General features: G+C 64.9%; 26 protein-coding genes and 2 tRNA genes. All 28 read right to left on the reverse strand.

Annotated elements, in window-relative coordinates; genetic code table 11:
• Positions 1-63: 63 nt before the first annotated feature.
• The 28 genes from J2852_RS08460 to clpX all read right to left on the reverse strand — a co-directional run bounded on the left by J2852_RS08460 (position 64) and on the right by clpX (position 26336).
• Positions 64-456: a hypothetical protein gene (locus J2852_RS08460; protein ID WP_209873801.1), complete on the reverse strand. Its 393-nt coding sequence runs from the start codon at positions 454-456 to the stop codon at positions 64-66.
• 8 nt (positions 457-464) lie between these two features.
• Positions 465-1355, reverse strand: coding sequence for a hypothetical protein (locus J2852_RS08465; protein WP_209873803.1), 891 nt, complete (start codon positions 1353-1355; stop codon positions 465-467).
• Positions 1356-1760: 405 nt separating this feature from the next.
• Positions 1761-2360: a DNA-3-methyladenine glycosylase I gene (locus tag J2852_RS08470; RefSeq protein WP_209873813.1), complete on the reverse strand. Its 600-nt coding sequence runs from the start codon at positions 2358-2360 to the stop codon at positions 1761-1763.
• A complete protein-coding gene (locus tag J2852_RS08475) occupies positions 2357-2614 on the reverse strand; it encodes a DUF1467 family protein (protein WP_209873816.1) in 258 nt (85 codons plus the stop codon). Before J2852_RS08475 ends, J2852_RS08470 begins: the two co-directional genes overlap by 4 nt.
• A 30-nt stretch (positions 2615-2644) precedes the next feature.
• Positions 2645-3049 (reverse strand): methylmalonyl-CoA epimerase, encoded by a 405-nt coding sequence (gene mce, locus J2852_RS08480; protein ID WP_209873829.1) that lies wholly within the window; start codon positions 3047-3049, stop codon positions 2645-2647.
• A gap of 48 nt (positions 3050-3097) precedes the next feature.
• Positions 3098-4816, reverse strand: coding sequence for a ribonuclease J (locus tag J2852_RS08485; protein ID WP_209873832.1), 1719 nt, complete (start codon positions 4814-4816; stop codon positions 3098-3100).
• Complete coding sequence (locus J2852_RS08490; protein WP_209873835.1) at positions 4813-5586, reverse strand: type III pantothenate kinase; 774 nt, start codon at positions 5584-5586, stop codon at positions 4813-4815. Before J2852_RS08490 ends, J2852_RS08485 begins: the two co-directional genes overlap by 4 nt.
• 3 nt (positions 5587-5589) lie before the next feature.
• Positions 5590-6384: a biotin--[acetyl-CoA-carboxylase] ligase gene (locus J2852_RS08495; protein ID WP_246499390.1), complete on the reverse strand. Its 795-nt coding sequence runs from the start codon at positions 6382-6384 to the stop codon at positions 5590-5592.
• On the reverse strand, positions 6381-7829 hold the full coding sequence (nuoN, locus tag J2852_RS08500; RefSeq protein ID WP_209873838.1) for an NADH-quinone oxidoreductase subunit NuoN: 1449 nt from the start codon (positions 7827-7829) through the stop codon (positions 6381-6383). The genes J2852_RS08495 and nuoN overlap by 4 nt, the downstream gene beginning before the upstream one ends.
• 11 nt (positions 7830-7840) lie before the next feature.
• Positions 7841-9370 (reverse strand): NADH-quinone oxidoreductase subunit M, encoded by a 1530-nt coding sequence (locus J2852_RS08505; protein ID WP_209873841.1) that lies wholly within the window; start codon positions 9368-9370, stop codon positions 7841-7843.
• Between the two features lie 24 nt (positions 9371-9394).
• Positions 9395-11482 (reverse strand): NADH-quinone oxidoreductase subunit L, encoded by a 2088-nt coding sequence (gene nuoL, locus J2852_RS08510; protein WP_209873844.1) that lies wholly within the window; start codon positions 11480-11482, stop codon positions 9395-9397.
• 9 nt (positions 11483-11491) lie between these two features.
• Positions 11492-11800, reverse strand: a complete 309-nt coding sequence (gene nuoK, locus J2852_RS08515) for an NADH-quinone oxidoreductase subunit NuoK (protein WP_209873846.1) — start codon at positions 11798-11800, stop codon at positions 11492-11494.
• Between the two features lie 2 nt (positions 11801-11802).
• Positions 11803-12417 (reverse strand): NADH-quinone oxidoreductase subunit J, encoded by a 615-nt coding sequence (locus J2852_RS08520; protein WP_209873848.1) that lies wholly within the window; start codon positions 12415-12417, stop codon positions 11803-11805.
• Positions 12418-12447: 30 nt separating this feature from the next.
• On the reverse strand, positions 12448-12936 hold the full coding sequence (gene nuoI, locus J2852_RS08525; RefSeq protein ID WP_209873852.1) for an NADH-quinone oxidoreductase subunit NuoI: 489 nt from the start codon (positions 12934-12936) through the stop codon (positions 12448-12450).
• Positions 12937-13013: 77 nt separating this feature from the next.
• Complete coding sequence (nuoH, locus tag J2852_RS08530; RefSeq protein ID WP_209873855.1) at positions 13014-14024, reverse strand: NADH-quinone oxidoreductase subunit NuoH; 1011 nt, start codon at positions 14022-14024, stop codon at positions 13014-13016.
• Entirely contained in the window at positions 14017-16092 is a 2076-nt protein-coding gene (nuoG, locus tag J2852_RS08535; RefSeq protein ID WP_209873857.1) for an NADH-quinone oxidoreductase subunit NuoG, read from the reverse strand. Before nuoG ends, nuoH begins: the two co-directional genes overlap by 8 nt.
• A gap of 14 nt (positions 16093-16106) precedes the next feature.
• Positions 16107-17399, reverse strand: a complete 1293-nt coding sequence (nuoF, locus tag J2852_RS08540; protein ID WP_209873859.1) for an NADH-quinone oxidoreductase subunit NuoF — start codon at positions 17397-17399, stop codon at positions 16107-16109.
• Positions 17400-17409: 10 nt separating this feature from the next.
• On the reverse strand, positions 17410-18033 hold the full coding sequence (gene nuoE, locus J2852_RS08545) for an NADH-quinone oxidoreductase subunit NuoE (RefSeq protein ID WP_209873863.1): 624 nt from the start codon (positions 18031-18033) through the stop codon (positions 17410-17412).
• The gene (locus J2852_RS08550; RefSeq protein WP_211112168.1) at positions 18030-19178 is read right to left on the reverse strand and encodes an NADH-quinone oxidoreductase subunit D; all 1149 of its coding nucleotides are present in this window, start codon (positions 19176-19178) and stop codon (positions 18030-18032) included. Before J2852_RS08550 ends, nuoE begins: the two co-directional genes overlap by 4 nt.
• Positions 19179-19246: 68 nt before the next feature.
• Positions 19247-19876: an NADH-quinone oxidoreductase subunit C gene (locus J2852_RS08555; RefSeq protein ID WP_209873869.1), complete on the reverse strand. Its 630-nt coding sequence runs from the start codon at positions 19874-19876 to the stop codon at positions 19247-19249.
• Between the two features lie 26 nt (positions 19877-19902).
• Entirely contained in the window at positions 19903-20445 is a 543-nt protein-coding gene (locus tag J2852_RS08560; RefSeq protein WP_014240121.1) for a NuoB/complex I 20 kDa subunit family protein, read from the reverse strand.
• A complete protein-coding gene (locus J2852_RS08565) occupies positions 20436-20804 on the reverse strand; it encodes an NADH-quinone oxidoreductase subunit A (RefSeq protein ID WP_209873871.1) in 369 nt (122 codons plus the stop codon). The genes J2852_RS08560 and J2852_RS08565 overlap by 10 nt, the downstream gene beginning before the upstream one ends.
• Before the next feature lie 336 nt (positions 20805-21140).
• Positions 21141-21217, reverse strand: a tRNA-Asp gene (locus J2852_RS08570).
• A gap of 164 nt (positions 21218-21381) precedes the next feature.
• Positions 21382-21606: a hypothetical protein gene (locus J2852_RS08575; protein WP_209873873.1), complete on the reverse strand. Its 225-nt coding sequence runs from the start codon at positions 21604-21606 to the stop codon at positions 21382-21384.
• 114 nt (positions 21607-21720) lie between these two features.
• Positions 21721-21795: transfer RNA gene (locus tag J2852_RS08580), tRNA-Val, on the reverse strand.
• 104 nt (positions 21796-21899) lie between these two features.
• Positions 21900-22172, reverse strand: coding sequence for an HU family DNA-binding protein (locus J2852_RS08585; RefSeq protein ID WP_209873875.1), 273 nt, complete (start codon positions 22170-22172; stop codon positions 21900-21902).
• 163 nt (positions 22173-22335) lie between these two features.
• Positions 22336-24750: an endopeptidase La gene (gene lon, locus J2852_RS08590; RefSeq protein ID WP_209873876.1), complete on the reverse strand. Its 2415-nt coding sequence runs from the start codon at positions 24748-24750 to the stop codon at positions 22336-22338.
• A 317-nt stretch (positions 24751-25067) separates the two neighbouring features.
• Positions 25068-26336: an ATP-dependent Clp protease ATP-binding subunit ClpX gene (gene clpX, locus J2852_RS08595; protein ID WP_209873879.1), complete on the reverse strand. Its 1269-nt coding sequence runs from the start codon at positions 26334-26336 to the stop codon at positions 25068-25070.
• Between the last annotated feature and the right edge of the window lie 188 nt (positions 26337-26524).

The raw sequence follows: 26524 nt of genomic DNA on the forward strand, positions 1-26524 counted from the left end.
GGGAATCGGGACAGGGACTTTAGGAAGGACCGGGGGGAAAGTCCATCCTCACCGCAACCCCACTCATCGGGCGGTGCGGCAGAGCGCGTACAGTTGCGCCTCGCTCGGCCCGCCGACCGGCTGGCCGTTGAAGAACAGCCGGTTGCCTTTCAGGGTCAGCGTGCCGACCTCCGCGTTGCCCGGCAGGCCGCCGGACGGCACCGCAAAGCCCATGCGCCGCGCGAAGTTCAGGGTGACCGGGATGTCGAACCGCTCTATCGGTGCCGCTGCTCCGGCGGAGCCCGGCAGGTCCGCCGGCGCGACTGCGCGCCCCTTCACGTCCACGCCCGGCGTGTATTCAACGTCCGGCGCCGGCCGGTGGCGCGGCAGATACTGGCAGACAGACAGGTCGATTTGCGCAAGGGCCGCGCCGGGAAAGGCCAGCGTCGCGATCAGAATGCACGCCGCCCGCCGCATGGTCGGCCTCAGGACTGCTGCGCGATCGCGCGCGCCGGCATGGCCTTCCAGTAGATGGACAGGTAGGGCATGCCCTTTTCCGCCTCTTCCTGGGTGCGCGCGGACTGCCGGATGTATTTGCCGACGAAGGTCTTGTCCACGTGCTCCATGTCCACGGCGGCCTTCAGCACCAGGAACTCGCCGATCCGGTCCGGCAGGTTGTAGTGCCACTTCTGAAGGCAGTCGGAAGTCACGCCCGGCTTCGCCTGCTCGTTGCCGCTCAGGTAGAATTCCTGATGGTGGTATTGGGTAATTTCCTTCCAGGCCTGGGCCAGCCGCCCCGGCTTCACGCGGATCAACCCCTTGAACACCTTGACGTCGTCGTGGAACAGCGGCAGGTAGCCGCGCTTTTCCGCCAGTTGGGTCAGCATGGTGTAGAGGCCGGCCATCACGTCGCCCTCGCCGGACTCCGACGGCTTGGCTTCCTGCTTCTCCGGCCCCTTCCGGCCGAACAGCGAGCTGAAGAAGCCCTTCTTCTTCGCCGGGGCGGCCGAGGCGGCGCTGTCCGCGCCCACCTTCCGCTCATCCCAGAGGGCATCCCAGGCATAGTCCCAGGCGGTGAAGATGGCGTTGGAGCGGTCGTCCAGGACCGTCAGCAGATACTCACGGCCCTCGCTCGGCCAGTCCACGTCGCCGACGATGGCGCGCACCGGACGGCGGCTCAGCACGACGGGGAAAATGCCGACGCGAATGAGTTCGGCGTAAAGGTCCTGAAAAGACGACGTCAGGGCGAAGGGGAGCGTGGAACCGGGACGCTGGTCGGGCGTGAGCAGCTCCATGTTCTTCTTGGTGCGCTCCAGCATTTCGGTCAGGAGGACCGCCGCGAATTGATCCAACTTCTCGTTTTCATTCGCGGTCATCGACGCCTCGACATCACTCTCCCCTATCGCCACTTGCGGTGTTGAGACCGCGCACGGCAAAAATGCAGGGGCGTCCCGGCGCCCTCACACCGCACCCTATCCCCTTCGTAGTTGATATAACATTACCGGGTAAACCGTTAATTCTATCTGTAGGGAATCCGAATTCCTCACTCGGCCGGCCAGCCACCTCGCTGGATCCGTGCGCGAAAAGAAAGACCGCGCGGCGAAGCGCAGCGCGGCCCGAGGTTAGGGAGGAATCGCCACCAGGCGTCGGAAAGAGGGACAGCGCCCCTCGTCACAAACAAGACTCTGAACCCGCAATTGCACGATGACAAGCCCAAATCCGGGCTAACCCAAGCTTCTGGACAGTATTTCTCCCCATCCGCACAGACTAGATGCAGTTGACTATGGAATAGGCAGGCTTTCGCTCACGGCATGAACATCATAACCGGTGAAGCCCTGGCGTATGGCCTCAATCCAGGGCGGACTCAAGCCCTCCACCACCGCCCACACGGGACAGCCGGGCTGATGCGCGCCGGGCAGATAGCCGAGGCTCATCAGAAATTCCCCGACGATCTCTCCGCCGGTGAAGCGGAAGGTCCGCTTGAACAGCTTGATCCACTCCGCCTTGCTCAGCGGGTGATGGGCGCGCAGCCAGCCATCGAAGGAGCCATAGCCGGCGCGCAAGGAGACGATCCGCCGGGCATTCTCGATAGCGGCGTCGACCTTCAGCCGGTTGCGGATGATGCCCGCGTCGGCGAGCAGCCGTGCCCGCTCCGCCTCGCCATAGCGCGCTACCCGGTCCACGTCGAACCCGTCGAAGGCGGCACGGAAGGCCTCGCGCTTCTTCAGGATGGTCAGCCAGGACAGGCCGGCCTGGTTGATCTCCAGCACCAGCCGTTCGAACAAAACCCGGTCGTCGGCGCTGGGAAAGCCGTATTCGGTCTCGTGATAGGGGCCGTGGAAGGGATGGCCCGGTGCCGCTTGGCAGTAGGTCAGGCTCACGGCGCGCCCATCCCCTTGGCCATCTCACGGAAGGAGATCAGGTCCGACTGGACCAGCGCGAAGATGCCAAGCCATACCACCGCCGCGACCAGGGTCGTGACGGCGAATTTCAGGAGGATGCGAGGGCGTTCCGGCGCGCTGTCGGCCATGCCCGGCTCCGGCGTGTCCGGCGCCCGCACGCCCCAAGGCAGCACCGCGAACAGCACCACCCACCAGACGACCACATAGACGGAAATCCCCGTCACCAGCCCCATCGCATCCTCCCTTAAAGGAGCACCAAGGGATTACGCCTGCTCCAACTCGACCAGCGTGCCGACGAAGTCCTTCGGGTGCAGGAACAGCACCGGCTTGTCGTGGGCGCCGATCTTCGGCTCGCCGTCGCCCAGCACGCGGGCGCCCTGCGCCTTCAGCCGGTCGCGGGCGGCCAGAATGTCGTCCACCTCGTAGCAGATGTGGTGGATGCCGCCGGACGGGTTCTTCTCCAGGAAGCCGGCGATGGGCGACTTCTCCCCGAACGGGTGCAGCAGTTCGATCTTGGTGTTGGGCAGAGTGACGAACACCACGGTCACCCCGTGCGGCGGCAGATCCACCGGCTCCGACACCGTGGCGCCCAGCGTGTCGCGGTACAGCGCCGTCGCAGCCGGCAGGTCCGGCACGACGATGGCAACGTGGTTCAGCTTTCCGATCATGTTTCCCCCAAAGGCCTAAAATTTCCAGGCTTGAATATTCCGCACATCTTATACACGGACCAAATGCACTTCCGTCACCGGCTTCTTGCCATGGGTCGCGTTGAAACAGCGGCGAACGGCGATGCGGGCGGCGTTGCGCACCTGCTCGTCGTCCATCCGCGCGGTCTTCGACAGATCGGCGACCGCCTCGCGCACCGCGTCCACCACGTCCAGCAGCATGTCGCGGTCGGCCGAATCGTCCAGCAGCCCCATCACCGCCACCTGCGGCGCGGTCACCAACTCACCCTTGCCGTTCATGACCAGCGTTGCCACGGCGGCGCCGTTGTGCACCATACGGTGGCGCGAGCGCATCAGCCCGGTGTCGAGCGGCACCAGCCGCTTGCCGTCCAGCGCCATGCGCCCGGCCCGCACATGGGCCACCACCCGAGCCGGCCCGCCGGGGCCGAGGCGGATCAATTCGCCGTTTGACGGGATCAGCGCTTCCGGCACCTGGCACCCCTGCGCCAGCTTCGCATGCTCCTGCTGGTGGCGCTGCTCGCCATGCACCGGCACCGCGATGCGCGGGCGCACCCACTGGTACATGCGCACCAGCTCATCCTTCGCGGGATGGCCGGAGACATGGACCGGCGCATCGTCGGCCGTCACGACCCGGATGCCCTGCGAGACCAGCAGGTTTTGCATGCGCCCGATGGCGCGCTCGTTGCCGGGGATCTCGCGCGAGGAGAAGATCACCACGTCGCCCCGCTGCAACGTCACCTGCGGGTGGTCGTCCGACGCAATGCGGGCGAGCGCCGAGCGCGGCTCCCCCTGGCTGCCGGTGCAGATCAGCACCAGCTTCTCGCGCGGCACGTAATTGGCGTCGTGCTCCGTCAGGAAGGCCGGCACCTCGGCCATGTAGCCGTTGCTTCGCGCCGCCTCGTTGATCCGCCACAGCGAACGCCCGACCAGCGCGACATGCCGACCGTGCTCGGCCGCCGCATGGGCGATGCTCTCCAGCCGCGCCACGTTGGTGGCAAAGCAACTGACCGCGATGCGCACGTCCGGATGCTGCCCGATCAGCTCGGTCAGCGCCTTGCGCACGCCGGCTTCCGAGCCGGAGGAACCGGGGACCAGAGCGTTGGTGCTGTCGCCGACCAGCGCCAGCACGCCCTCATCGCCGATCTGGCGCAGGCGCTCCTCGTCCGCCGTGTCTCCCAGCATCGGCTCGGGGTCCAGCTTCCAGTCGCCGGTGTGCAGCACCGTTCCGACCGGCGTGCGGATGGCGAGCGCGTTCGGCTCCGGAATGGAATGGGTGACGGTCACATACTCGACCGCGAACGGCCCGACCTCGACCGAACCGCCCAGCGGCACCTCGGTGATCGGCACGGTGGCGGCCAGCCCGCGCTCGTGCAGTTTGGCCCGCAGCACCGACGCCGTGAAGGGCGTGCAATAGACCGGGCAGCGCAGCTGCGGCCACAGATACTGGATCGCCCCCAGATGGTCCTCATGCGCGTGGGTGACCACAAGCCCGACCAGATCGTCCTTCCGCTCCGCGATGAAAGCCGGATCGGGCATGATCACGTCGAGACCCGGCATCGTGTCGTCCGCGAAGGAGATGCCGAGGTCCACCATCAACCACTTGCCGCGATGGCCGTAGAGGTTGAGGTTCATGCCGATCTCGCCCGACCCGCCGAGCGGCAGGAAATAGAGCGAGTCGTCCTCGGGAGCGAACGGTTCGCCGCCTCCCGCGTCCTTCGGGGCGGGGAGATCGGAGGCGGATTGGGTCATTGGGCCGTGTTGCGCTTGTGGATCAGGAGGAGACCGCGAAGCGTCAGCTCGCCGTCGGTGTGTTCGATTACATGGGTAGCCTTGGCGAAAAGCACACCCAGCCCGCCGGTCGCGACGACGGTCATCGGCTCGCCGTACTCCGCCCGGATGCGCGCCACCAGCCCCTCGATGAGGCCGACGTAGCCCCAGAAGATGCCGGACTGCATGCACTCGATGGTGTTCTTGCCGATGACGTGGCCGGGCTGCTGGATCTCCACGCGCGGCAGCTTGCTTGCCGCCATCTGCAAGGCCTCCAACGACAGGTTCAGCCCCGGCGCGATGACGCCGCCGCGGTAGTTCCCGTCCTTGTCCACCACGTCGAAGGTGGTCGCCGTACCGAAGTCGATGACGATCAGCGGCGTCTTGTAGGTTGCCGCCGCCGCCACCGTGTTGACGAGGCGGTCGGCCCCGACCTCCTCCGGCTTGTCGACCAGCGCCTTGGTGCCGAGGTCGACGTTCGGCGCCCCGACGACCAGCGGCTCGCAGCCGAAATGGTCCTTGCACAGGCGCTTCAGATTGAAGGTCGCACCGGGCACGACGCTGGCGATGATGGTGCTTTCGATGTCGGCGGGGCGTAGGCCCTTCAGGGCCATCAGGTGCGTCAGCCACACCATGTATTCGTCGGCGGTGCGTTTCTGGTCGGTCGCGGTCCGCCAGATGCCGCGCTGGTCGTCGCCCTCATAGATCGCGAACACCACGTTGGTGTTGCCGGCGTCGATGGCGAGCAGCATAGGTCAGGTCTCCACAGCGGGAGGGAAGAACACGTCTCCGGCGGCGATGCGCTGCCGCCCGGTGCCGTCATCCCGATCAAGCAACAGAACCCCGTCGCTGTCCAGATCGGCGAAGGTGCCGGTCAGCGTCCGGTCGGACAGCCGAACGGCCACCGGTTCGCCGATGCCCTTCGCCCGAGCCATCCAGGCCGAGCGGACCAGCGCGAAGCCATGTTCCAGCCAGCGCGCGTACCACGTCGCCAGTTGCTCGGCATAGACCTCCAGCAGGCCGGCGGGCTGCATCGCCGGCGCGCCCTCCGCGATCAGCGAGGTGGCCGCGAACTCGGTACCTTCCGGGAAATGACGCAGATTGATGCCGACGCCCAGCACGAGCCAGGCCAGACCGCCATCGGGCCCCGCCTCGGATTCCAGCAGAATCCCGGACAGCTTGCGCCCGTTCACCAGCACGTCGTTCGGCCATTTGCAGCGGATATCAGCCGTCTCCGGCAGGACCGCCGCCGCCGTCTCGGCGATGGCCAGCGCCGCGACGAACGATATCTGTGCCGCCTCGGCCGGCGGTCGACCAGGGCGCAGGACGGTGGAGGTGTAGAGGTTTCCTTCCGGCGAGGTCCAGGCGCGACCGCGCCGTCCCCTGCCCGCTTCCTGGCGCTTGGCCCAGACGATGGTGCCTTCGGCGGCCCCAGAACGCGCCAAAGCCTTCGCCTCGTCGTTCGTGCTGCCGACGGAGGCGAAGGCCTCAACCCGGAAGCCCGGAGGCAGGCGCAGCCGCGCCCCCTCCGGATTCCGACCGTACATCATCCGGCGAACAGGGACGCCGCCGCTGCCGCCGCGTAGTTCAGGACGGGCGCCGGAACCACGAAGAACAGCAGGGTGAACAGGCCGGTGGCGACCAGGATGCCGGTCATGCCGTCGTCGTTGATCTTGTCGAACGCCTCCACCGGCTCATCGAAGTACATGATCTTGATGATGCGCAGGTAGTAGTAGGCGCCAACCACGCTGGTCAGCACGCCGATGACGGCCAGCGTGTACAGCTGCGCCTCGATAGCGGCGAGGAACACGTACAGCTTGCTGAAGAAGCCGGCCATCGGCGGGATGCCCGCCATGGAGAACATGAACACGGCCATGGCGCCGGCCAGCATCGGGTTGGTGCGCGACAGGCCGGCGAGATCCTTGATCTCCTCCAGCATGCGGCCCTGCTGCTTCATGCACAGGATGACCGCAAAGGTGCCGATGTTCATGACGATGTAGACCGCCATGTAGATCAGCACGCCGCGCACGCCTTCCTGGGTGCCGGCCGCGAGGCCGACCAGCGCGTAACCGACGTGGCCGATGGAGCTGTAGGCCATCAGGCGCTTGATGTTGGTCTGCGTGATCGCCGCGAAGGAGCCGAGCGCCATCGACAGGATCGAGGTGACGATGATGATCTGCTGCCACTGGTGCACCAGATGACCGAACGGCTCGATCAGCAGGCGGGTGAACAGCGCGATGGCGGCAACCTTCGGGGCGGCGGCGAAGAAGGCGGTGACCGGGGTCGGCGCGCCTTCGTAGACGTCCGGCGTCCACATGTGGAACGGCACCGCCGAGATCTTGAAGGCCAGACCGGCGGCCACGAAGACGAGGCCGATGATCAGGCCCGCCGACGGATGCGCGCCACCGGCGAACAGCGCTGCGATCTTGTCGAAGGAGGTCGTGCCGGCGAAGCCGTACACCAGCGAGGCGCCGTACAACAGCATGCCCGACGACAGCGAGCCCAGCACGAAGTACTTGAGGCCCGCTTCCGACGACTTGGCGTTGTCGCGGCGGAAGGCGGCGACGACGTAGAGCGCGAGGCTCTGCGTCTCCAGGCCGACATACAGGGAGATGAGGTCGTTGGCCGACACCATCATCAGCATGCCGAGCGTGGAGAACAGCATCAGCACCGGGAACTCGAACCGGGCCATCTTCTCACGCTCGTTGAAGCCGAGCGTCATCAGCACGGACAGGGCTGCGGCAACCAGGATCAGCACCTTCATGAAGACGCCGAAGCTGTCCATCACGAACAGGCCGTTGAAGGTCACCACGCGGCCGGAGCCGTAACCCATGGTCAAGATGGCGGCCAGCAGCAGCGCGACCATCGTCATGTAGCCGATGGTGCGCGTGAAGCCGTCGCCCCGGAACACGCCGATCATGAGCAGGGCCATGCCGGCGCAGGCGAGGAAGATCTCCGGCAGGGCCGGCCAGATGTCGGGAAACACAGCGGTCATGTCGGAAACCCTCAGCGCGCGGCGACGGAGACGCCGCCCTCGCCGCCTTGCGCGGCGGCCAGCTTCGTCTGGTAAGTCTGGATCAGCTGCCCGACCGACGCCGAGGTGACGTTCAGGAAGCTCGACGGATAGACGCCCATCCACAGCACCACGGCGACCAGCGGCAGGAAGATCGCCACCTCGCGCGGGCTGAGGTCGAGCATCGAACGGACGTCCGCCTTGGTGATCTTGCCGTACACGACGCGGCGGAACAGCCACAGCGCGTAGGCGGCACCCAGCACCATGCCGGTGGCGGCCAGGAAGGCGACCCAGGTGTTGTCGCGGAAGGCACCCAGCAGGACCAGAAACTCGCCGACGAAGCCGGAGGTGCCCGGCAGGCCGACCGAGGCCATGGTCATGAACAGGAAAATCACCGCGTACTTCGGCATGTTCTTCACGAGGCCGCCGTAGCGGGCGATCTCACGGGTGTGCAGCCGATCGTAGACCACGCCGACGCAGAGGAAGAGCGCGCCCGACACGATGCCGTGCGACAGCATCGTGAAGATGGAGCCCTCGATGCCCTGCTGGTTCAGCGCGAACATGCCGATGGTGACGAAGCCCATGTGCGCCACGGAGGAGTAGGCGATCAGCTTCTTCATGTCCTCCTGCGCCAGCGCCACCAGCGAGGTGTAGATCACCGCGACGATGGAAAGCGTGTAGATCAGCGGCGCGAAATACTCGGTCGCTTCCGGCAGCATCGGGATGTTGAAGCGCAGGAAACCGTAGCCGCCCATCTTCAGCAGCACGCCGGCCAGGATCACCGACCCGGCGGTCGGCGCCTCGACGTGGGCGTCCGGCAGCCAGGTGTGCACCGGCCACATCGGCACCTTCACCGCGAAGGACGCGAAGAAGGCCAGCCACAGCCACAGCTGCATGGAACGCGGGAAGTGCGTGGCGGTGATGGTCGGGATGTCGGTCGTGCCGGCGACGAAGTACATGGCCAGGATGGCCAGCAGCATCAGCACCGAGCCGAGCAGCGTGTAGAGGAAGAACTTGAACGCCGCATAGACGCGGCGGGCGCCGCCCCAGACACCGATGATCAGGAACATCGGGATCAGGACGCCCTCGAAGAACATGTAGAAGAGGACGAAATCCAGCGCGCAGAACATCCCCACCATGAGGGTTTCCAGCACGAGGAAGGCGATCATGTACTCCTTCACGCGCAGCTGCACCGCCTCCCACGAGGAGAGGATGCACAGCGGCATCAGGAAGGTGGACAGGATCACGAACAGCATCGAAATGCCGTCGACGCCCATGTGGTAGGAGATCCCGAATTCCGGGATCCACGCCGCCTTCTCCACCAGCTGGTAGCCGGGGTTGCGCGGGTCGAAGTTGAACCAGATGAACAGCGACAGGACGAAGGTGATCAGCGTCGTCCAAAGCGCGACGTAACGGACGTTCCGAACCACATCCGGGGAGTTGCCCCTGCAGAACAGCAGGATCAACGCCACACCGGCAAGCGGCAGGAAGGTCGTGAACGACAGGAGCGGCCAGCTAGCCATTGTTCTTGTTCCCCTTCAAACCGCTCAACCGAACATCGACAGCCAGGCGACGAGCAGGACGACCCCGATCACCATAGCGAAGGCGTAGTGGTAGACGTAGCCCGACTGCAGACGGCTCGCCCGCGCCGCGACGTCGCGGGTGGCGGCGGCGAGGCCGTCCGGACCGACGCCGTCGATCACAGCGCCGTCACCGGACTTCCACAGGCCATAGCCCAGATACTTGGCGCTGCGCACGAACAGGAAGTCGTACAGCTCGTCGAAATACCACTTGTTGTAGAGAAACTGGTGCACGCCACGGAAGGTCGCCGCCGCCTTGGCCGGCAGGCCCGGCATCGCCATGTAGGCGATGTAGGCGAGCGCGATGCCGATCAGACCGACGACCAGCGGAGCCAGCTTGACCCAGCCCGGCGTGTGGTGGTGCGCAGCCTCGATGCTGTTGTTGTCCTGCAGCACCAGGATGGCCTTGCCCCAGAAGTGCGCCATGTCGTGGCCGATGAACCAGTTGTGGAAACCGACACCGGCGAACAGGGCACCCAGCGCCAGCACCGCCAGCGGGATCAGCATGACGATGGGCGACTCATGGGCGTGGTCGAAGACCGACTTCGCCATGCGCGGCTTGCCATGGAAGGTCATGAACAGCAGACGCCAGGAGTAGAAGGCAGTCAGAAATGCCGCCGCGATGCCCAGCGCAAAGGCGAACTTGCCGACCGGGCTGGCCGAGGCATAGGCCGCCTCCAGGATCATGTCCTTGGAATAGTAGCCGGCGAAGAACGGCAGACCGGCCAGCGCCAGATTGCCGATCCACATCACCGCGTAGGTGAAGGGGATCTTCTTCCAGACGCCGCCCATGTTGCGCATGTCCTGCTCATGGTGCAGCGCGTGAATGACCGAGCCGGCGCCCAAGAACAGCAGGGCCTTGAAGAAGGCGTGCGTGAACAGGTGGAACATCGCCGCGCCGTAGGCCGAAACGCCCGCCGCGAAGAACATGTAGCCGAGCTGGCTCATGGTCGAATAGGCGATGACGCGCTTGATGTCGAACTGGGTGAAACCGATGGTCGCCGCGACGAAGGCCGTCAGGGCGCCGACCACCGCCACGACCTCCAGGGCCGTCGGCGCGTACTCGAACACCGGGGACAGACGGCAGACCATGAAGACGCCGGCAGTCACCATCGTGGCCGCGTGGATGAGGGCCGACACCGGGGTCGGGCCTTCCATCGCGTCCGGCAGCCAGGTGTGCAGGCCGAGCTGCGCCGACTTGCCCATGGCGCCCATGAACAGAAGCAGGCAGGTGACGGTCAGCGCGTCCACGTTCCAGGACAGGAAGTGGATCTTCTGGCCGACCAGCTCCGGCGCCTTGGCGAAGATCGCGTCGAACTGCACCGAACCGGCCAGAACGAAAATCGCGAAGATGCCCAGCGCAAAGCCGAAGTCGCCGACGCGGTTGACCAGGAAGGCCTTGATCGCGGCGTTGTTGGCGGACGGCTTCTCGTACCAGAAATTGATGAGCAGGTAGGACGCGAGGCCCACGCCTTCCCAGCCGAAGAACAGCTGCACGAGGTTGTCGGCCGTCACCAGCATCAGCATGGCGAAGGTGAACAGCGACAGGTACCCCATGAAGCGCGGCTTCTGCGGGTCCTCGGCCATGTAGCCGAGGGAGTAGACGTGCACGCAGGCGGACACGGTGTTCACGACCACCAGCATGACGGCAGTCAGCTGATCGATGCGCAGCGCCCACGACACGTCGAGCCCGCCGCTGCGGATCCAGGTCATCAGCTCGATCGTGCGGGCGTTGCCGCCGACAGCGACGTCGAAGAACAGGATCCAGGACAGGACGGCGGAAATCAGGACCGCGCCGGCCGTGACGAACTGCGCCGCGCGGTCGCCCGCGGTCGGCGGGCCCGCGACGACGTGATGGTCGTCATGGGCATCGTCGTGATGCTCGTCATGGGAAACGTGGGCGTGATCGTCGTGACCGTGCCCATGCCCATGAGCGTCACCATGGCCATGGCCGTGACCGGCCGCGGCCGGCTCGACTTTCGGACCGCCGAACAGGGCGATCGATCCGGCGACGAGGAACGCCAGAAGCGGGAGGAATACGACAAGGACTTCCATGGCGCCGCCTTAGCCCCTCATCATGTTGATGTCTTCGACTCGGATCGAGCCGCGGTTGCGGAAGTAGACCACCAGGATGGCGAGGCCGATGGCCGCCTCGGCGGCCGCCACGGTCAGGATGATCATGGAGAAGACCTGCCCGACCAGATCGTTCAGGTAGACCGAGAACGACACGAGGTTGAGGTTGACGGCCAGCAGCATCATCTCGATCGACATCAGGATGATGATGACGTTCTTCCGGTTCAGGAAGATGCCCAGCACACCCAGCGTGAAGATGATGGCCGAGACCGTCAGGTAATGTCCGAGACCGATTTCCATGATCACACGCCTCCCCCGGTCGACACCTTGCGGACGACGACCACATCCTCGCGCCGACGGGCGAGCTGGGCGCCGATGTTCTGCTTACGCACACCCTCGCGCTGGCGCAGGGTCAGGACGATGGCGCCGATCATGGCGATCAGCAGCACGATGCCCGACGCCTGGAACAGGTAGACGTAGTGGGTGTAGATCAACTGCCCGAGTGCCTCGGTGTTGCTGACGTTGCCGAGCGCGGCCAGCGGCGCCGAAGCCGCCTTCTCCGCCGCCGGAGCGATGATCCAGCCACCCAGCACGGCGGCGAGTTCCGCCAGCAGGATGAGGCCGATCAGGCCGCCGATGGGCAGGTACTGCATGGCGCCCGCCCTCAGCTCGCGGAAGTTGATGTCGAGCATCATCACCACGAACAGGAACAGCACCGCGACCGCGCCCACATAGACGATCACCAGGATCATCGCGATGAACTCGGCGCCCAGCAGCACGCACAGACCCGCGGCCTGGAAGAAGGCGAGGACCAGATAAAGGACCGAATGAACTGGATTGCGCGCCGAGATGACCATCACACCGGAGGCCACCAGCAGCGCGGCAAATACGTAGAAGGCGATGCCTTGGATAATCATCGAAATCCCCGTTTCGCTTACCGCCCGGCCTTACCGGTAGGGAGCCTCGGCCGCGAGGTTCTGGGCGATTTCCGCTTCCCAGCGGTCGCCGTTCGCCAGCAGCTTCTGCTTGTTGTAGAAAAGCTCTTCGCGGTTCTCGGTCGAGAACTCGAAGTTCGGGCCCATGACGACGGCGTCCACCGGGCAGGCTTCCTGGCAGAAGCCGCAGTAGATGCACTTCGTCATGTCGATGTCGTAACGCGTGGTGCGGCGGCTGCCGTCCTCGCGCGGTTCGGCCTCGATGGTGATGGCCAGGGCCGGACACACCGCCTCGCACAGCTTGCACGCAATGCAGCGTTCCTCGCCGCCGGGATACCGGCGCAGGACGTGCTCACCGCGGAAGCGCGGGCTGATCGGGCCCTTCTCGAACGGGTAGTTCAGGGTCACCTTGGGCTTGAACATGTAGCGGAGGGTGAGCCCCAGGCCGCCCAGCAGTTCGCTCAGGAACAGGCTGCGCGCCGCACGATCGAGGAACGCCATGGCCTCTTCGTCTCCTTCCTTGCGGGCGCCATCAGACGGCGCCCGCGCTTTCTCTTAAAATCTCGACGATTGGTCGCTTACTTCGGCAGCCACCCGAACGTCACCAGCACGCCGGCCGTCAGGACGACCCACAGCAGCGAGAACGGAAGGAACACCTTCCAGCCCAGACGCATCAGCTGGTCGTAGCGGTAGCGCGGCATGGTCGCGCGGACCCAGACGTACACGAACAGGCAGAAGGCGATCTTCAGGGCGAACCAGATCGGGCCGGGGATCCAGGTGAAGGGCGCGAACGGCAGCGGAGGCAGCCAGCCACCCAGGAACAGGATGCTGGTCATCGCGCTCATCAGGATCATGTTGGCGTATTCGCCAAGGAAGAAGAGCGCGAAGGGGGCCGAGCTGTATTCGACCATGAAGCCCGCGACCAGCTCCGACTCGCCTTCCGGCAGGTCGAAGGGCGAACGGTTGGTCTCCGCCAGCGCCGAGATGAAGAAGATCACGAACATCGGCAGCAGCGGAATGGCGAACCAGATGGTCTCCTGCGCCTCGACGATCTTCGTCAGGTTCAGCGAACCGACGCACAGCAGCACCGTGATGATGACGAGGCCCATGGAGACCTCGTAGGACACCATCTGCGCCGCCGAACGGAGCGCGCCGAGGAAGGCGTAGCGGGAGTTCGAAGCCCAGCCCGCCATCACGATGCCGTACACGCCCAGCGACGAGATCGCGAAGAGGTACAGGATACCGACATTGATGTCGGCCAGCACCAGCCCGTAGTCGAAGGGAATGACCGCCCAGGCGACCAGCGCCAGGAAGAAAGTCAGCATCGGCGCCACGTAGAACACGATGCGGTTGGCGCCGGCCGGCAGGATCTGCTCCTTGGCAAACAGCTTCAAGCCGTCCGCGAAAGGCTGCAGCAAGCCGAAGGGGCCGACGATGTTCGGACCCTGGCGCAGCTGCATGGCGCCCATGATCTTGCGCTCGGCGTAGGTCATGAAGGCCACGGCGACGAGCAGAGGCACGACGATCGCCAGGATCTTGAGGACGATGATGATCAGCGGCAGCAGGAAGCCGCTCCAGAACTCAGCCATTGGTACCGGTCCTCTCCTGAGCGGCCTCGGCGCCGGGGTTGACGAGCGTCTCCGTGCAGCGGGCCATCGTCACCGAGGCGCGGCTGATCGGGTCGGTCATGTAGAAGTTCGCGACCGGCGACACGAAGGGCGCCGGGTCCAGCGCGCCGACGGTGCCGAACGGCGCCCAGGCGGCCGGAGTGACCGAGCCGATCTTCGCGAAGATCGGGTTCACCGCGACGAGGCGCTGACGCAGCTGGGTCAGGCTGTCGTACGGCAGCTTGTGGCCGAGCTGTTCGGACAGCGCGCGCAGGATCTTCCAGTCCTCCCGCGCCTCGCCGGGCGGGAAGGTGGCGAGCCGCGCCAGCTGCGGACGGCCTTCGGTGTTGACGTAGATCGCGTTCTTTTCGGTGTAGGCGGCACCCGGCAGGATGACGTCGGCGCGGTGCGCGCCCTTGTCGCCGTGATGGCCCTGGTAGATGACGAACGCCTTGCCGAGCTTGGCGGTGTCGATCTCGTCGGCGCCCAACAGATAGACGACGTCGATTTCGCCCTTCCCTGCCCCGTCCAGGATGCCGGCGACGTCGCGCCCGCCCTGGCTCGGCAGGAAGCCAATCTCCAGACCACCGACGCGGGACGCGGCGCTGTGCAGGACGTTGAAGCCGTTCCAGCTGTCCTGAACGACGTTGTAGGCCTCGGCGATCTTGCGCGCCGCCGCCTGAACGGCGATGCCGTCCTTGCGCGTGAAGGCGGCCGCGCCGACGATGATCATCGGGTTCTTGGCGCCCTTCAGCACGTCGGCGAAGGCATGGCTGCCGTCGGCCAACTGCGACAGGACGTCCGTCCCCGTGCCGAGATGAGTGTACGGGTAGGTCAGCGGCTTCGCCTCGCCGACGACCGCGACCTTCAGGCCACCCATCAGGTAGCGCTTGCGGATGCGGGCGTTGACGATCGTGCCTTCCCAGCGCGGGTTGGTGCCGACCAGCAGGATCACGTCGGCCCGCTCGATCCCGGCGATGCCGGAGTTGAACAGGTAGCCGGCGCGCGCCGAGGTGTCGAACACCGCGCCGTCCTGGCGGCAGTCGATGTTGGCCGAACCAAGGCCAGCCATCAGCTCCTTGAGCGCCAGCATGGACTCGACGTCCACGAGGTCGCCGGCGATGGCGGCGATGCGGTTGCCCGCCACGCCCTTCACCTTAGCGGCGATGGCCTGGAAGGCCTCGCCCCAGGTTGCGGGCTGCAGCTTGCCGTCCTTGCGGACGTAGGGGCGGTCCAGACGCTGGCGCTTCAACCCGTCATAGGCGAAGCGCGTCTTATCCGAAATCCACTCCTCGTTAATATCCTCGTTGACGCGCGGCAGGACGCGCATCACCTCGGGGCCACGGGTGTCCACGCGGATGTTCGAGCCAACGGCGTCCATGACGTCGATGGTCTCGGTCTTGCGCAGCTCCCACGGACGCGCCGTGAAGGCGTAGGGCTTGGACAGCAGCGCACCGACCGGGCAGACGTCAGCAAGGTTGCCCGACAGCTCCGACCCGATGGCCTTCTCGACGAAGGTCGTGATTTCCATGTGCTCGCCGCGGTTCACCGCGCCGAGGTCCGGCACGCCGGCGATCTCGTTGATGAAGCGGATGCAGCGCGTGCAGTGGATGCAGCGCGTCATCTCGGTCCGGATCAACGGACCCATGTACTTGTCCTTGACCGCGCGCTTGTTCTCGCCGTAGCGGCCACGGTCGAAGCCATAGGCCATGGCCTGGTCCTGCAGGTCGCACTCGCCGCCCTGGTCGCAGATCGGGCAATCCAGCGGGTGGTTGATCAGCAGGAATTCCATGACGCCCTTGCGGGCCTTGTGGACCAGATCGGTGTTGGTCTTGACGACCATACCGTCGCCGCAGGGCATGGCGCAGGCGGCCACCGGCTTCGGCGCCCGCTCCATTTCCACGAGGCACATGCGGCAGTTGGCCGGCACGCTGAGGCGCTCGTGGTAGCAGAAGCGCGGGATCTCGATGCCCAGCTGTTCGCAGGCCTGCAGGATCGAGGTGCCCGGCTCGACTTCGATCTCGATCCCGTCGATGGTGAGTTTCGGCATGGGAACCGGGCTCCTTACTCGGCCGCCAGCGAATGGGCGGCGTTGCGGTAGGCGAGGATGCGGCGCTCGACCTCCGGCCGGAAGTGCCGGAACAGGCCCTGGATCGGCCAAGCGGCGGCGTCGCCCAGCGCGCAGATGGTGTGACCCTCGATCTGCTTGGTCACGTCCAGCAGCATGTCGATTTCCTCGACACGGGCGTTGCCGGTGACCATGCGCTGCATGATGCGGCTCATCCAGCCGGTGCCCTCGCGGCACGGCGTGCACTGGCCGCAGCTCTCATGGGCGTAGAACTGCGACAGGCGGGCGATGGCCTTCACGATGTCGGTGGACTTGTCCATCACGATCACCGCAGCGGTGCCGAGGCCCGAGCGCACTTCGCGCAAGCTGTCGAAGTCCATCAGCACGGTGTCGCAGATCGACTTCGGCAGCACCGGAACCGACGAGCCGCCGGGGATGATGGCCAGCAGGTTGTCCCAGCCGCCACGCACGCCGCCGCAGTGCTTCTCGATCAGCTCCTTCAGCGGGATGCCCATCTCCTCTTCCACGTTGCACGGCTTGTTCACGTGGCCGGAGATGCAAAAGAGCTTGGTGCCCGTGTTCTTCGGACGGCCGAGACCGGCGAACCAGCCCGCGCCACGGCGCAGAATGGTGGGAACCACCGCGATCGATTCGACGTTGTTCACCGTCGTCGGGCAGGAGTAGAGACCCGCCTGGGCCGGGAACGGCGGCTTGTTGCGCGGCTGGCCCTTCTTGCCCTCAATGGACTCGATGAGCGCCGTCTCCTCGCCGCAGATGTAGGCACCCGCACCGCGATGGATGTAGATGTCGTAGTCATAGCCGGTGCCGCAGGCGTTCTTGCCGATCAGCCCCGCCGCGTACGCCTCGTCGATGGCGCGCTGGACGTTGGAGCCCTCGTTGTAGAACTCGCCGCGGATGTAGATGTAGCAGGCGCTCGCACCGATGGCGAAACCGGCGATCAGGCAGCCCTCGATCAGCTTGTGCGGATCGTGGCGCAGGATGTCGCGGTCCTTGCAGGTGCCGGGCTCGCCCTCGTCGGCGTTGATCACCAGATAGACGGGCTTGTCGGTCACGTTCTTCGGCATGAAGGACCACTTCATGCCGGTGGAGAAGCCGGCGCCGCCGCGTCCACGCAGCCCGGACTCCTTCACCTGCTCGATGATCCAGTCCTTGCCCTTCTCGATGATGGCCTTCGTGCCGTCCCAGTCACCGCGCTTCTTGGCGGCTTCCAGGCCAAAGCTCTGGAAACCGTAGAGGTTGGTGAAAATGCGGTCCTCGTCGCGAAGCATCGCATCCCCCTCAATCGGCCTGGGTGTCGGTGGTGAACGCCTTCAGAGTCGTCGGACCGCCCACCGGTTCGGAGGACTGCCGGCCGATCTGAGAGCCATGCTTGGGGATCTCGCCGCGCTTCAGCGCGTCGATGATCTTCTCCATGTGCTCCGAGCTGACGTCTTCATAATAGTCGTCGCCGATCTGAACGACCGGCGCATTGACGCAGGCGCCCGAGCACTCGACCTCGCGCAGCGTGAACTGGCCGTCGTCGGTGGTCTCGCCGACCGAGATGCCCAGCTTCTTCTCGCAGGTGTGCACGATGTCGTCCGACCCGCGCAGCCAGCACGGCGTGGTCGTGCAGACCTGGATGACGTGCTTACCGACCGGGGTCTTGTTGTACATCGTGTAGAAGGTCGCGACCTCGTACACGCGGATGCGCGGCATCGACAGCAGGTCGGCGACGGCGTCCATGGCCGCGCGCGGCAGCCAGCCGGCGTTCTGACGCTGCGCCAGATCCAGCAGCGGCATGCAGGCGCTGGCCTGCTTGCCTTCCGGGTACTTGGCGATGATCTGCTTCGCCCGCTCCAGGTTTTCCGGAGTGAAGGTGAAGGACGCCGGCTCCATGGCCGGGTCGTGAGCCGGGGCGCTCATCGGTCAATCTCTCCGAACACGATGTCCATCGACGCGATGTTGGCCACCGCGTCGGCCAGCATGTGGCCCTTCGACATGAAATCCAGGCCCTGCAGATGGGCGAAGCCCGGCGCGCGAATCTTGCACCGGTACGGCTTATTGGTGCCGTCGGACACCAGATACACGCCGAACTCGCCCTTCGGCGCCTCGATGGCGGTGTAGGTCTCGCCGGCCGGGACGTGGAAGCCCTCGGTGAAGAGCTTGAAGTGGTGGATGAGCGCTTCCATCGAGCGCTTCATCTCGCCGCGCGGCGGCGGGGAGACCTTGCGGTCCTCGACGCGCACCGGACCGTCCGGCAGTTCCTTCAGGACCTGGCGGATGATGCGATTCGACTGGCGCATCTCCTCCATGCGGACGAGATAGCGCGCCCAGCAGTCGCCGGTCAGGCCGACGGGCACGTCGAAGTCCATGCGGTCGTAGACCTCATAGGGCTGCGACTTGCGCAGATCCCAGGCGACGCCCGAACCGCGCAGCATCGGGCCGGTGAAGCCCCAGTCGAACGCCTCTTCCTTCGTCACGATGCCGATGTCGACCGTGCGCTGCTTGAAGATCCGGTTCTCGGTCAGCAGGTTGTCGATGTCGTCGCAGAACTTCGGGAATCGCTCGGTGAACTCCCAGATGTCGTCCACGAGGCCGGCCGGCAGGTCCCAAGCGACGCCGCCCGGACGGAAGTAGTTGGCGTGCAGGCGAGCGCCGGAGACGCGCTCGTAGAACTCCATGAGGATTTCGCGTTCCTCAAAGCCCCACAAAGCCGGCGTGATCGCGCCGACGTCGAGAGCGCCGGTCGTGATCGACAGGATATGGTTGAGGATGCGCGTGATCTCGGAGAACAGCACGCGGATGTACTGGGCGCGCAGCGGCGCCTTGATCTGCAGCAGGTTCTCGATGCCGAGCACAAAGGCGTGCTCCATGCACATCGGGCTGACGTAATCCAGGCGGTCGAAATAGGGGATCGCCTGGATGTAGGTCTTGTACTCGATCAGCTTTTCGGTGCCCCGGTGCAGCAGGCCGATGTGCGGATCGCAGCGTTCGACCACCTCGCCGTTCAGCTCCATCACCAGGCGCAGCACGCCGTGGGCCGCAGGGTGCTGCGGCCCGAAGTTCATGGTGTAGGGCTTGATCTGGGTCTTGCCGCCGGCCTGACCGGCGGAGGGATGTGCGGACGTGGCGATGGTCACGGCTTGCTCCCAGTGTCAGGGGCCTGGGCCTTCTCGTCACCGGGCAGCATGACGTTGGTCATGCCTTCCCAGGGGGACAGGAAGTCGAAGGAACGGAAGTCCTGAGTCAGGCGGACCGGCTCGTAGACGACGCGCTTCTGGTCCTCGTCGTAGCGGCACTCGACATAGCCGGTCAGCGGGAAGTCCTTGCGGAACGGATGGCCCTCGAACCCGTAGTCGGTGAGGATGCGCCGCAGGTCCGGGTGGTCGGAGAAGAAGACCCCGTACATGTCCCAGGTCTCGCGCTCGAACCAGTTGGCCGCGTTGTAGACCGGCACGGCGGAGGGCACGGGCGTGTCCTCGTCGGTGGTCAGTTTCACGCGGATGCGGCGGTTGTGCTTGTAGCTGAGGAGGTTGTAGACGACCTCCAGCCGCTCCTCGCGTTCCGGCCAGTCCACCGCGGTGACGTCGATCAGCTGCTCGAACGAGCAGGTCGTGTCGTCGCGCAGGAAGGTCAGCGCCTTCACAATCGAGGGCCGCCGCACGGTGACCATCAGTTCGCCGAGCTTCAGCTCGACCGTCAGGACGTCATCGCCAAGCTTCGCGGCGATGTGGTCCCCAAGTTCCTTCAACGCCTGTTCGGACATGGGCCAGGGCCTGCCTTATTCTTGTCTCAGCGGGCGATGCGGTTGCCGCGCCGGATCTTCTTCTGGAGCTGCAGGATGCCGTACACGAGCGCTTCCGCCGTCGGCGGGCAACCCGGAACGTAGATGTCGACCGGGACGATTCGGTCACACCCGCGCACCACCGAGTACGAGTAGTGATAATAACCGCCGCCGTTGGCGCAGGAGCCCATCGAGATCACCCAGCGCGGTTCCGGCATCTGGTCGTAGACCTTGCGGAGTGCCGGGGCCATCTTGTTGGTCAGCGTGCCGGCCACGATCATGCAGTCCGACTGGCGCGGGCTGGGGCGCGGGATCACGCCGAAGCGGTCCAGGTCGTACCGGCTCATGTAGGCGTGGATCATTTCCACCGCGCAGCAGGCCAGACCGAAGGTCATCGGCCACAGCGAGCCGGTGCGGGCCCAGGCGAGGACGTCTTCATACTTGGCCGTGATGAAGCCCTTTTCCTGGATCTCCTCCGTCACCGCGCGGAGGTAGGCGTCCTGTTCCGGTCCGGGCGGAATCGGCGCCAGCTTGGCAGCCTCTACTCCCATTCCAGAGCTCCTTTCTTCCACTCATAAATGAAGCCGATGGTCAGGATCCCGAGGAACACGATCATCGACCAGAAGCCGAACAGCCCGATGTCGCCGAGGGCGACCGCCCACGGGAACAGGAAGGCGACTTCCAGGTCGAAAATGATGAACAGGATGGAGACCAGATAGAACCGCACGTCGAACTTCGCGCGGGCGTCCTCGAACGGCTCGAAGCCGCATTCGTAGGGGGAGACCTTTTCCGCGTCCGGGTTCTTCGGGCTGATGACGTAGGACGCCCCGACCATGACGACGGCCAGCGCAATACCGATCAGCAGGAACACCAGGATCGGAAGGTACTCAATGATCAGCGGATTGGTCACCGCGCTCCTCCCATGAGCCCACGCCACGAACGCCGGTACGGCCATTGAATTCGGCCGCCGCGCGGTGCCGTGGCTGGAATGCCTTGGATTAGCCCATCAGACGGGCCGGAATATATGACGAGTGCGTGGGCAAGGAAAGCGGTTTGAATCGCTTTCGGCCAATGAATCCACTCTGCGGAAAGGGGTGGATGTCCTTGGTAATACCACACAATTTAAAAGGACGCTCTCCTTGGTAATACCAAGCATTTTAAAAAGGAGAACAGAACATCCTGCAGAGCGAACACAGAAGCCGCGACCGGCGATTAGGCAGAAGCATGTTGATGTGGGAAGAGTAAATGGCGCGAGTGACGGGACTTGAACCCGCGGCCTCCGGCGTGACAGGCCGGCGCTCTAACCAACTGAGCTACACCCGCGCAATGCGGCGATGAAGGGAATAGGACGACTCCGAATACCGTTTCGGAGCGGTCGATCCGCCTTCGGGGCTGTTTGCCCCCGCCGTATGGTGGGCGGTTTCTAGCCGCCCTGCCCTCACGCTGTCAATCACGAAATTGAAGAACGGGTCCGCGGCTTTGAAAACTCAACGCGCCAACTCGCGACGGCGCAGGCGGTCCAACCGATCTAAAGCCAGCAGCAGGTTCTCGGATAGGTCGCGGTGGTCCTCCACCCCGGCGCCACCGAACCGGGTCAGCGTTTCTTCCAGCGCCTTCGCGAGATGTTCGGAGACTTCGAGATTTTCCTGCTCAAGCGCCAGTTCCAGCGCGCTCAGGATACGGTCCCCCAGCCGACGGTCGTTCTCGATCACTTGCTCCTCCCGATTCCGCGCGTTGCCGTGGATTTGACGATAGCACAGCAATCGGCCGGGCAAGCCCAATTCCGCTTTTCAAACGGCGTCGAGGGGTGTGAAGGCGGCGCGGAATGGTGGGCGATGAGGGGATCGAACCCCCGACCCTCTCCGTGTAAAGGAGACGCTCTACCGCTGAGCTAATCGCCCGCGCCGCGGCTCCGATGTCGCGGAGCCTCAATACAAAAAACCGGCAGAAACAAAACCGGCCGGGAAGACCCCCGGCCGGCTGCACTATGGCCTGGAAGGCCCGATCAGTTCAAGCCGTCCTTGAGGGTCTTGCCCGGCTTGAACTTCGGCTGCTTCGACGCCGGGATGGTGATCTTCTCGCCGGTGCGCGGGTTGCGGCCCTCGCTGGCGGCACGCTCGGCCACCGCGAAGGTACCGAAGCCCACCAGGCGCACTTCGTCACCCTTCTTCAGCGAGTCGGCAATGCCTTCGAAAACCGCGTCGACCGCCTTGGTCGCGTCAGTTTTAGACAAACCCGCCGCATCGGCGACATGCGCCACGAGATCATTCTTGTTCACTTAATCCCCCTTCCCAATTCGACAAAGAAACGTAGAACAAAGCCGCCCCACGACTTTGTGCGCGCAAAGGATAAGCACAGCAACGCCCGCCCGTCAATTGCCGACGGGCGGGCGCTGCGGTCAAAAGTCGCATTTTTACGCGGCAAGGACCGTGCGACTCGGACTAGTGACGAAGAACCTCACCCGTCGCATCGGTCTGCGGCTTGGCGGCGGCAGGTTCAACCGCCTCCGGCTCAGTCCATTCAATGGGCTCAAGCGCGCGAACCAGGGCATGCTTCAACACATCGTCCACCGTGCTGACCGGGATGATTTCCAAACCACGCTTCACGTTGTCCGGAATATCCGCCAGATCCTTTTCGTTGTCCTTCGGGATCAGCACATGCTTCAGACCGCCACGCAGAGCGGCGAGCAGCTTCTCCTTCAGGCCGCCGATCGGGAGCACCCGTCCGCGCAGCGTGATCTCGCCGGTCATCGCCACGTCCTTGCGCACCGGAATGCCGGTCAGGACGGAGACGATCGAGGTGATCATCGCCACACCGGCCGAGGGGCCGTCCTTCGGGGTCGCGCCCTCCGGAACGTGGACGTGGATGTCCCGCTTCTCGAACAGAGTCGGCTTGATGCCAAAGGCGGTCGCCCGCGACTTGACGTAGCTCTCGGCCGCCTGGACCGACTCCTTCATCACGTCGCCCAGCTTGCCCGTGGTGGTCACGCGGCCCTTGCCCGGCAGCGCGACGGCCTCGATCGACAGCAGTTCGCCTCCGACTTCGGTCCAGGCCAGACCGGTGGTGACGCCCACCAGATCCTCCAGTTCCGCCTCGCCGAAGTGGAACCGGCGGACGCCGGCATACTTGTCGAGGTTCCGGCGGGTGATCGAGACCTTGCCGCCGTTGGAGCCCTTCATCAGGATCTCCTTCACGGCCTTGCGGCAAAGGTTGGCGATCTCACGCTCCAGGCTGCGGACGCCGGCTTCGCGGGTGTAGTAGCGAATCAGGTCGCGCAACGCGTCGTCGGAGATGACGAACTCGCCCTTCTTCAGGCCATTCGCCTCAACCTGCTTCTCGATCAGGTGGCGCTTGGAGATCTCGACCTTTTCGTCTTCGGTGTAGCCGGCGACACGGATGATCTCCATACGGTCCAGCAGCGGCTGCGGCATGCGCATCGTGTTGGCCGTGCAGACGAACATCACGTCCGACAGATCGTAATCGACCTCCAGATAATGGTCGTTGAAGGTGCCGTTCTGCTCCGGATCCAGGACCTCCAGCAGGGCCGACGACGGGTCGCCGCGCCAGTCGGCGCCCAGCTTGTCGATCTCGTCCAGCAGGAACAGCGGGTTCGATGACTTCGCCTTCTTCATGCCCTGGATGACCTTGCCGGGCATGGAACCGATGTAGGTGCGGCGGTGGCCGCGAACCTCGGCCTCGTCGCGCACGCCGCCCAGCGACATGCGGACGAAGTTGCGGCCCGTGGACTTGGCGATGGACTTGCCGAGCGAGGTCTTGCCGACGCCGGGCGGACCGACGAGGCAGAGGATTGGACCCTTCACCTTGTTCATGCGGTTCTGGACCGCGAGATACTCAAGGATGCGCTCCTTGACCTTCTCCAAGCCGTAGTGGTCGGCGTCGAGGATCTTCTGCGCCAGCTTCAGATCCTTCTTCACCTTGGTGCGCTTCTTCCACGGAATGGACAGCATCCAGTCCAGATAGTTGCGCACGACGGTGGCCTCGGCCGACATCGGGCTCATGGAGCGCAGCTTCTTCAGCTCGGCCAGAGCCTTTTCGCGCGCTTCCTTGGAGAAGCGGGTCTTGTTGATCTTCTCTTCCAGCTCGGCCGACTCGTCGCGGCCGTCCTCGGTCTCGCCGAGTTCCTTCTGGATCGCCTTCAGCTGCTCGTTCAGATAGTACTCGCGCTGGGTCTTCTCCATCTGCCGCTTCACGCGGTTGCGGATGCGCTTTTCCACCTGCAGCACGCCGATCTCGCCTTCCATGAAGGCGTAGACCCGCTCCAGCCGCTCCGACACGGTCGCGCATTCCAGAAGCTGCTGCTTCTCCGGAATCTTCAGCGCGAGGTGCGAAGCCACGGTGTCGGCCAGCTTGCCGGCCTCCTCGATCTGGTTGATCGAGACCAGCACTTCCGGCGGGATCTTCTTGTTCAGCTTGATGTACTGCTCGAACTGCGAGACCACGGCCCGGCCGAGCGCTTCCAGCTCCTGCCCTTCCCCGACCTTCTCTTCAACGAGGTCAGCATAAGCCTGGAAGAAATCTTCGTTCTCGGCGAACTTCGTGATCGATGCGCGCTGGCCGCCCTCCACCAGCACCTTGACCGTCCCGTCCGGCAGCTTCAGCAGCTGCAACACGGTGCCGACGGTGCCGACGCTGTAGATGTCGGCCGGGGTCGGATCATCCTGCGCAGCGTTCTTCTGGGTGACGAGAAGGATCTGCTTGTCGTCCTTCATCACGTCTTCCAGGGCGCGCACGGACTTCTCCCGGCCCACGAACAGCGGCACGATCATGTGGGGGAAGACCACGATGTCGCGCAGCGGGAGGACCGGATAGAGGACACCACGGGGGATTTGGAACATTGTTTGGGCCTCTTGGTAGGGACGCCGTCAGCCCGGGATGGGCCTGAGGAACTCCCGCCTCGGGGATGAGCGCGGAGAGCAAAGCCGGCACGTTTCTAACGTGGCACAGCCCCCCGCCCCCTTCAAGTGGCTGCGCGCCAAGATTCGGCACAGAAATGGTCCGAAATCATAGAAATGCGCCGCAAACAGCAAAACGGGCGCGTTTCCACGCGCCCGTTTTGGATATTACCGTACAAAAGATAGAAGCGTTCCGATGCCGGTTATTTGGGCATCCTTTGCGCCGCCTCTGTCTTATGCACTCTTCCTACGCTTCGACCTTATGCTCCCGGGGCCTGCTGCTCGCCACGCCGCTCGGAATGGACATACAGCGGCTTGGCGCGACCCTCGACCACTTCCTTGTTGACGAGGATGCTCTCCACGCCACTGAGGCCCGGCAGATCGAACATGGGGTCGAGGAGAATCGCCTCCATGATGGACCGCAGACCGCGCGCGCCGGTCCTGCGCTGGATCGCCTTGTGGGAGATCTGGCGCAACGCGTCGTCGGAGAACTCCAGACGGACGTCCTCCATCTCGAACAGGCGCTGGTACTGCTTGACGAGCGCGTTCTTCGGCTTGGTCAGGATCTCGACCAGCGCCGCCTCGTCCAGGTCGGCCAGAGTCGCGACGACCGGCAGACGGCCGACGAACTCGGGGATCAGGCCGAACTTCAGCAGGTCCTCCGGCTCGACCTCGCGCAGGATGTCGCCAGTGGAGCGCTCGTCCGGGCCGCGCACGTCGGCACCGAAGCCGATGCTCGTGCCCTTGCCGCGCTGGGCGATGATCTTGTCCAGGCCGGCAAAGGCGCCGCCGCAGATGAACAGGATGTTGGTCGTGTCGACCTGCAGGAACTCCTGCTGCGGGTGCTTGCGGCCGCCCTGCGGGGGCACGGAGGCGACGGTGCCTTCCATGATCTTCAACAGGGCCTGCTGCACGCCCTCGCCCGACACGTCGCGGGTGATCGACGGGTTGTCGGACTTGCGGCTGATCTTATCGACCTCGTCGATGTAGACGATGCCGCGCTGCGCGCGCTCGACATTGTAGTCGGCGGCCTGCAGGAGCTTCAGGATGATGTTCTCGACGTCCTCACCGACATAGCCCGCCTCGGTCAGGGTCGTGGCGTCGGCCATGGTGAAGGGCACGTCGATGATTCGCGCCAGCGTCTGGGCGAGCAGCGTCTTGCCGCAGCCGGTCGGGCCGATCAGCAGGATGTTGGACTTCGCCAGTTCGACGTCGTTGTGCTTGGTGCCGTGCGCCAACCGCTTGTAGTGGTTGTGCACCGCGACCGACAGGACGCGCTTGGCGTGGTCCTGGCCGATCACGTAATCGTCCAGCACCGTATGGATGTCGCGCGGGGTCGGCACGCCGTCGCGGGACTTCACGAGGGTCGTCTTGTTCTCCTCGCGAATGATGTCCATGCACAGCTCGACGCATTCATCGCAGATGAACACCGTCGGACCGGCAATCAGCTTGCGGACCTCGTGCTGGCTCTTGCCGCAGAAGGAGCAGTAGAGCGTGTTCTTCGAATCGCCGCTGCTGGACTTGCTCATCGGTACTCCGTCATCTCGCGGGGGACGTTTCAGTAACCCGTAACCGCCTGCGGCGTCCCCCGACGCCGGTCCTTTCAGAGGTTGTCGCGGGCGGAGCCCTCGACAAGGTTAATGCATCGACATCAGTGCGTCGACTGGGCCGACCTGTCGCGCCGGATACCCTGCCATTCAACAACAGGGCTCCGGCG

Source organism: Azospirillum soli (genome assembly GCF_017876165.1).
GTDB lineage: Bacteria > Pseudomonadota > Alphaproteobacteria > Azospirillales > Azospirillaceae > Azospirillum > Azospirillum soli.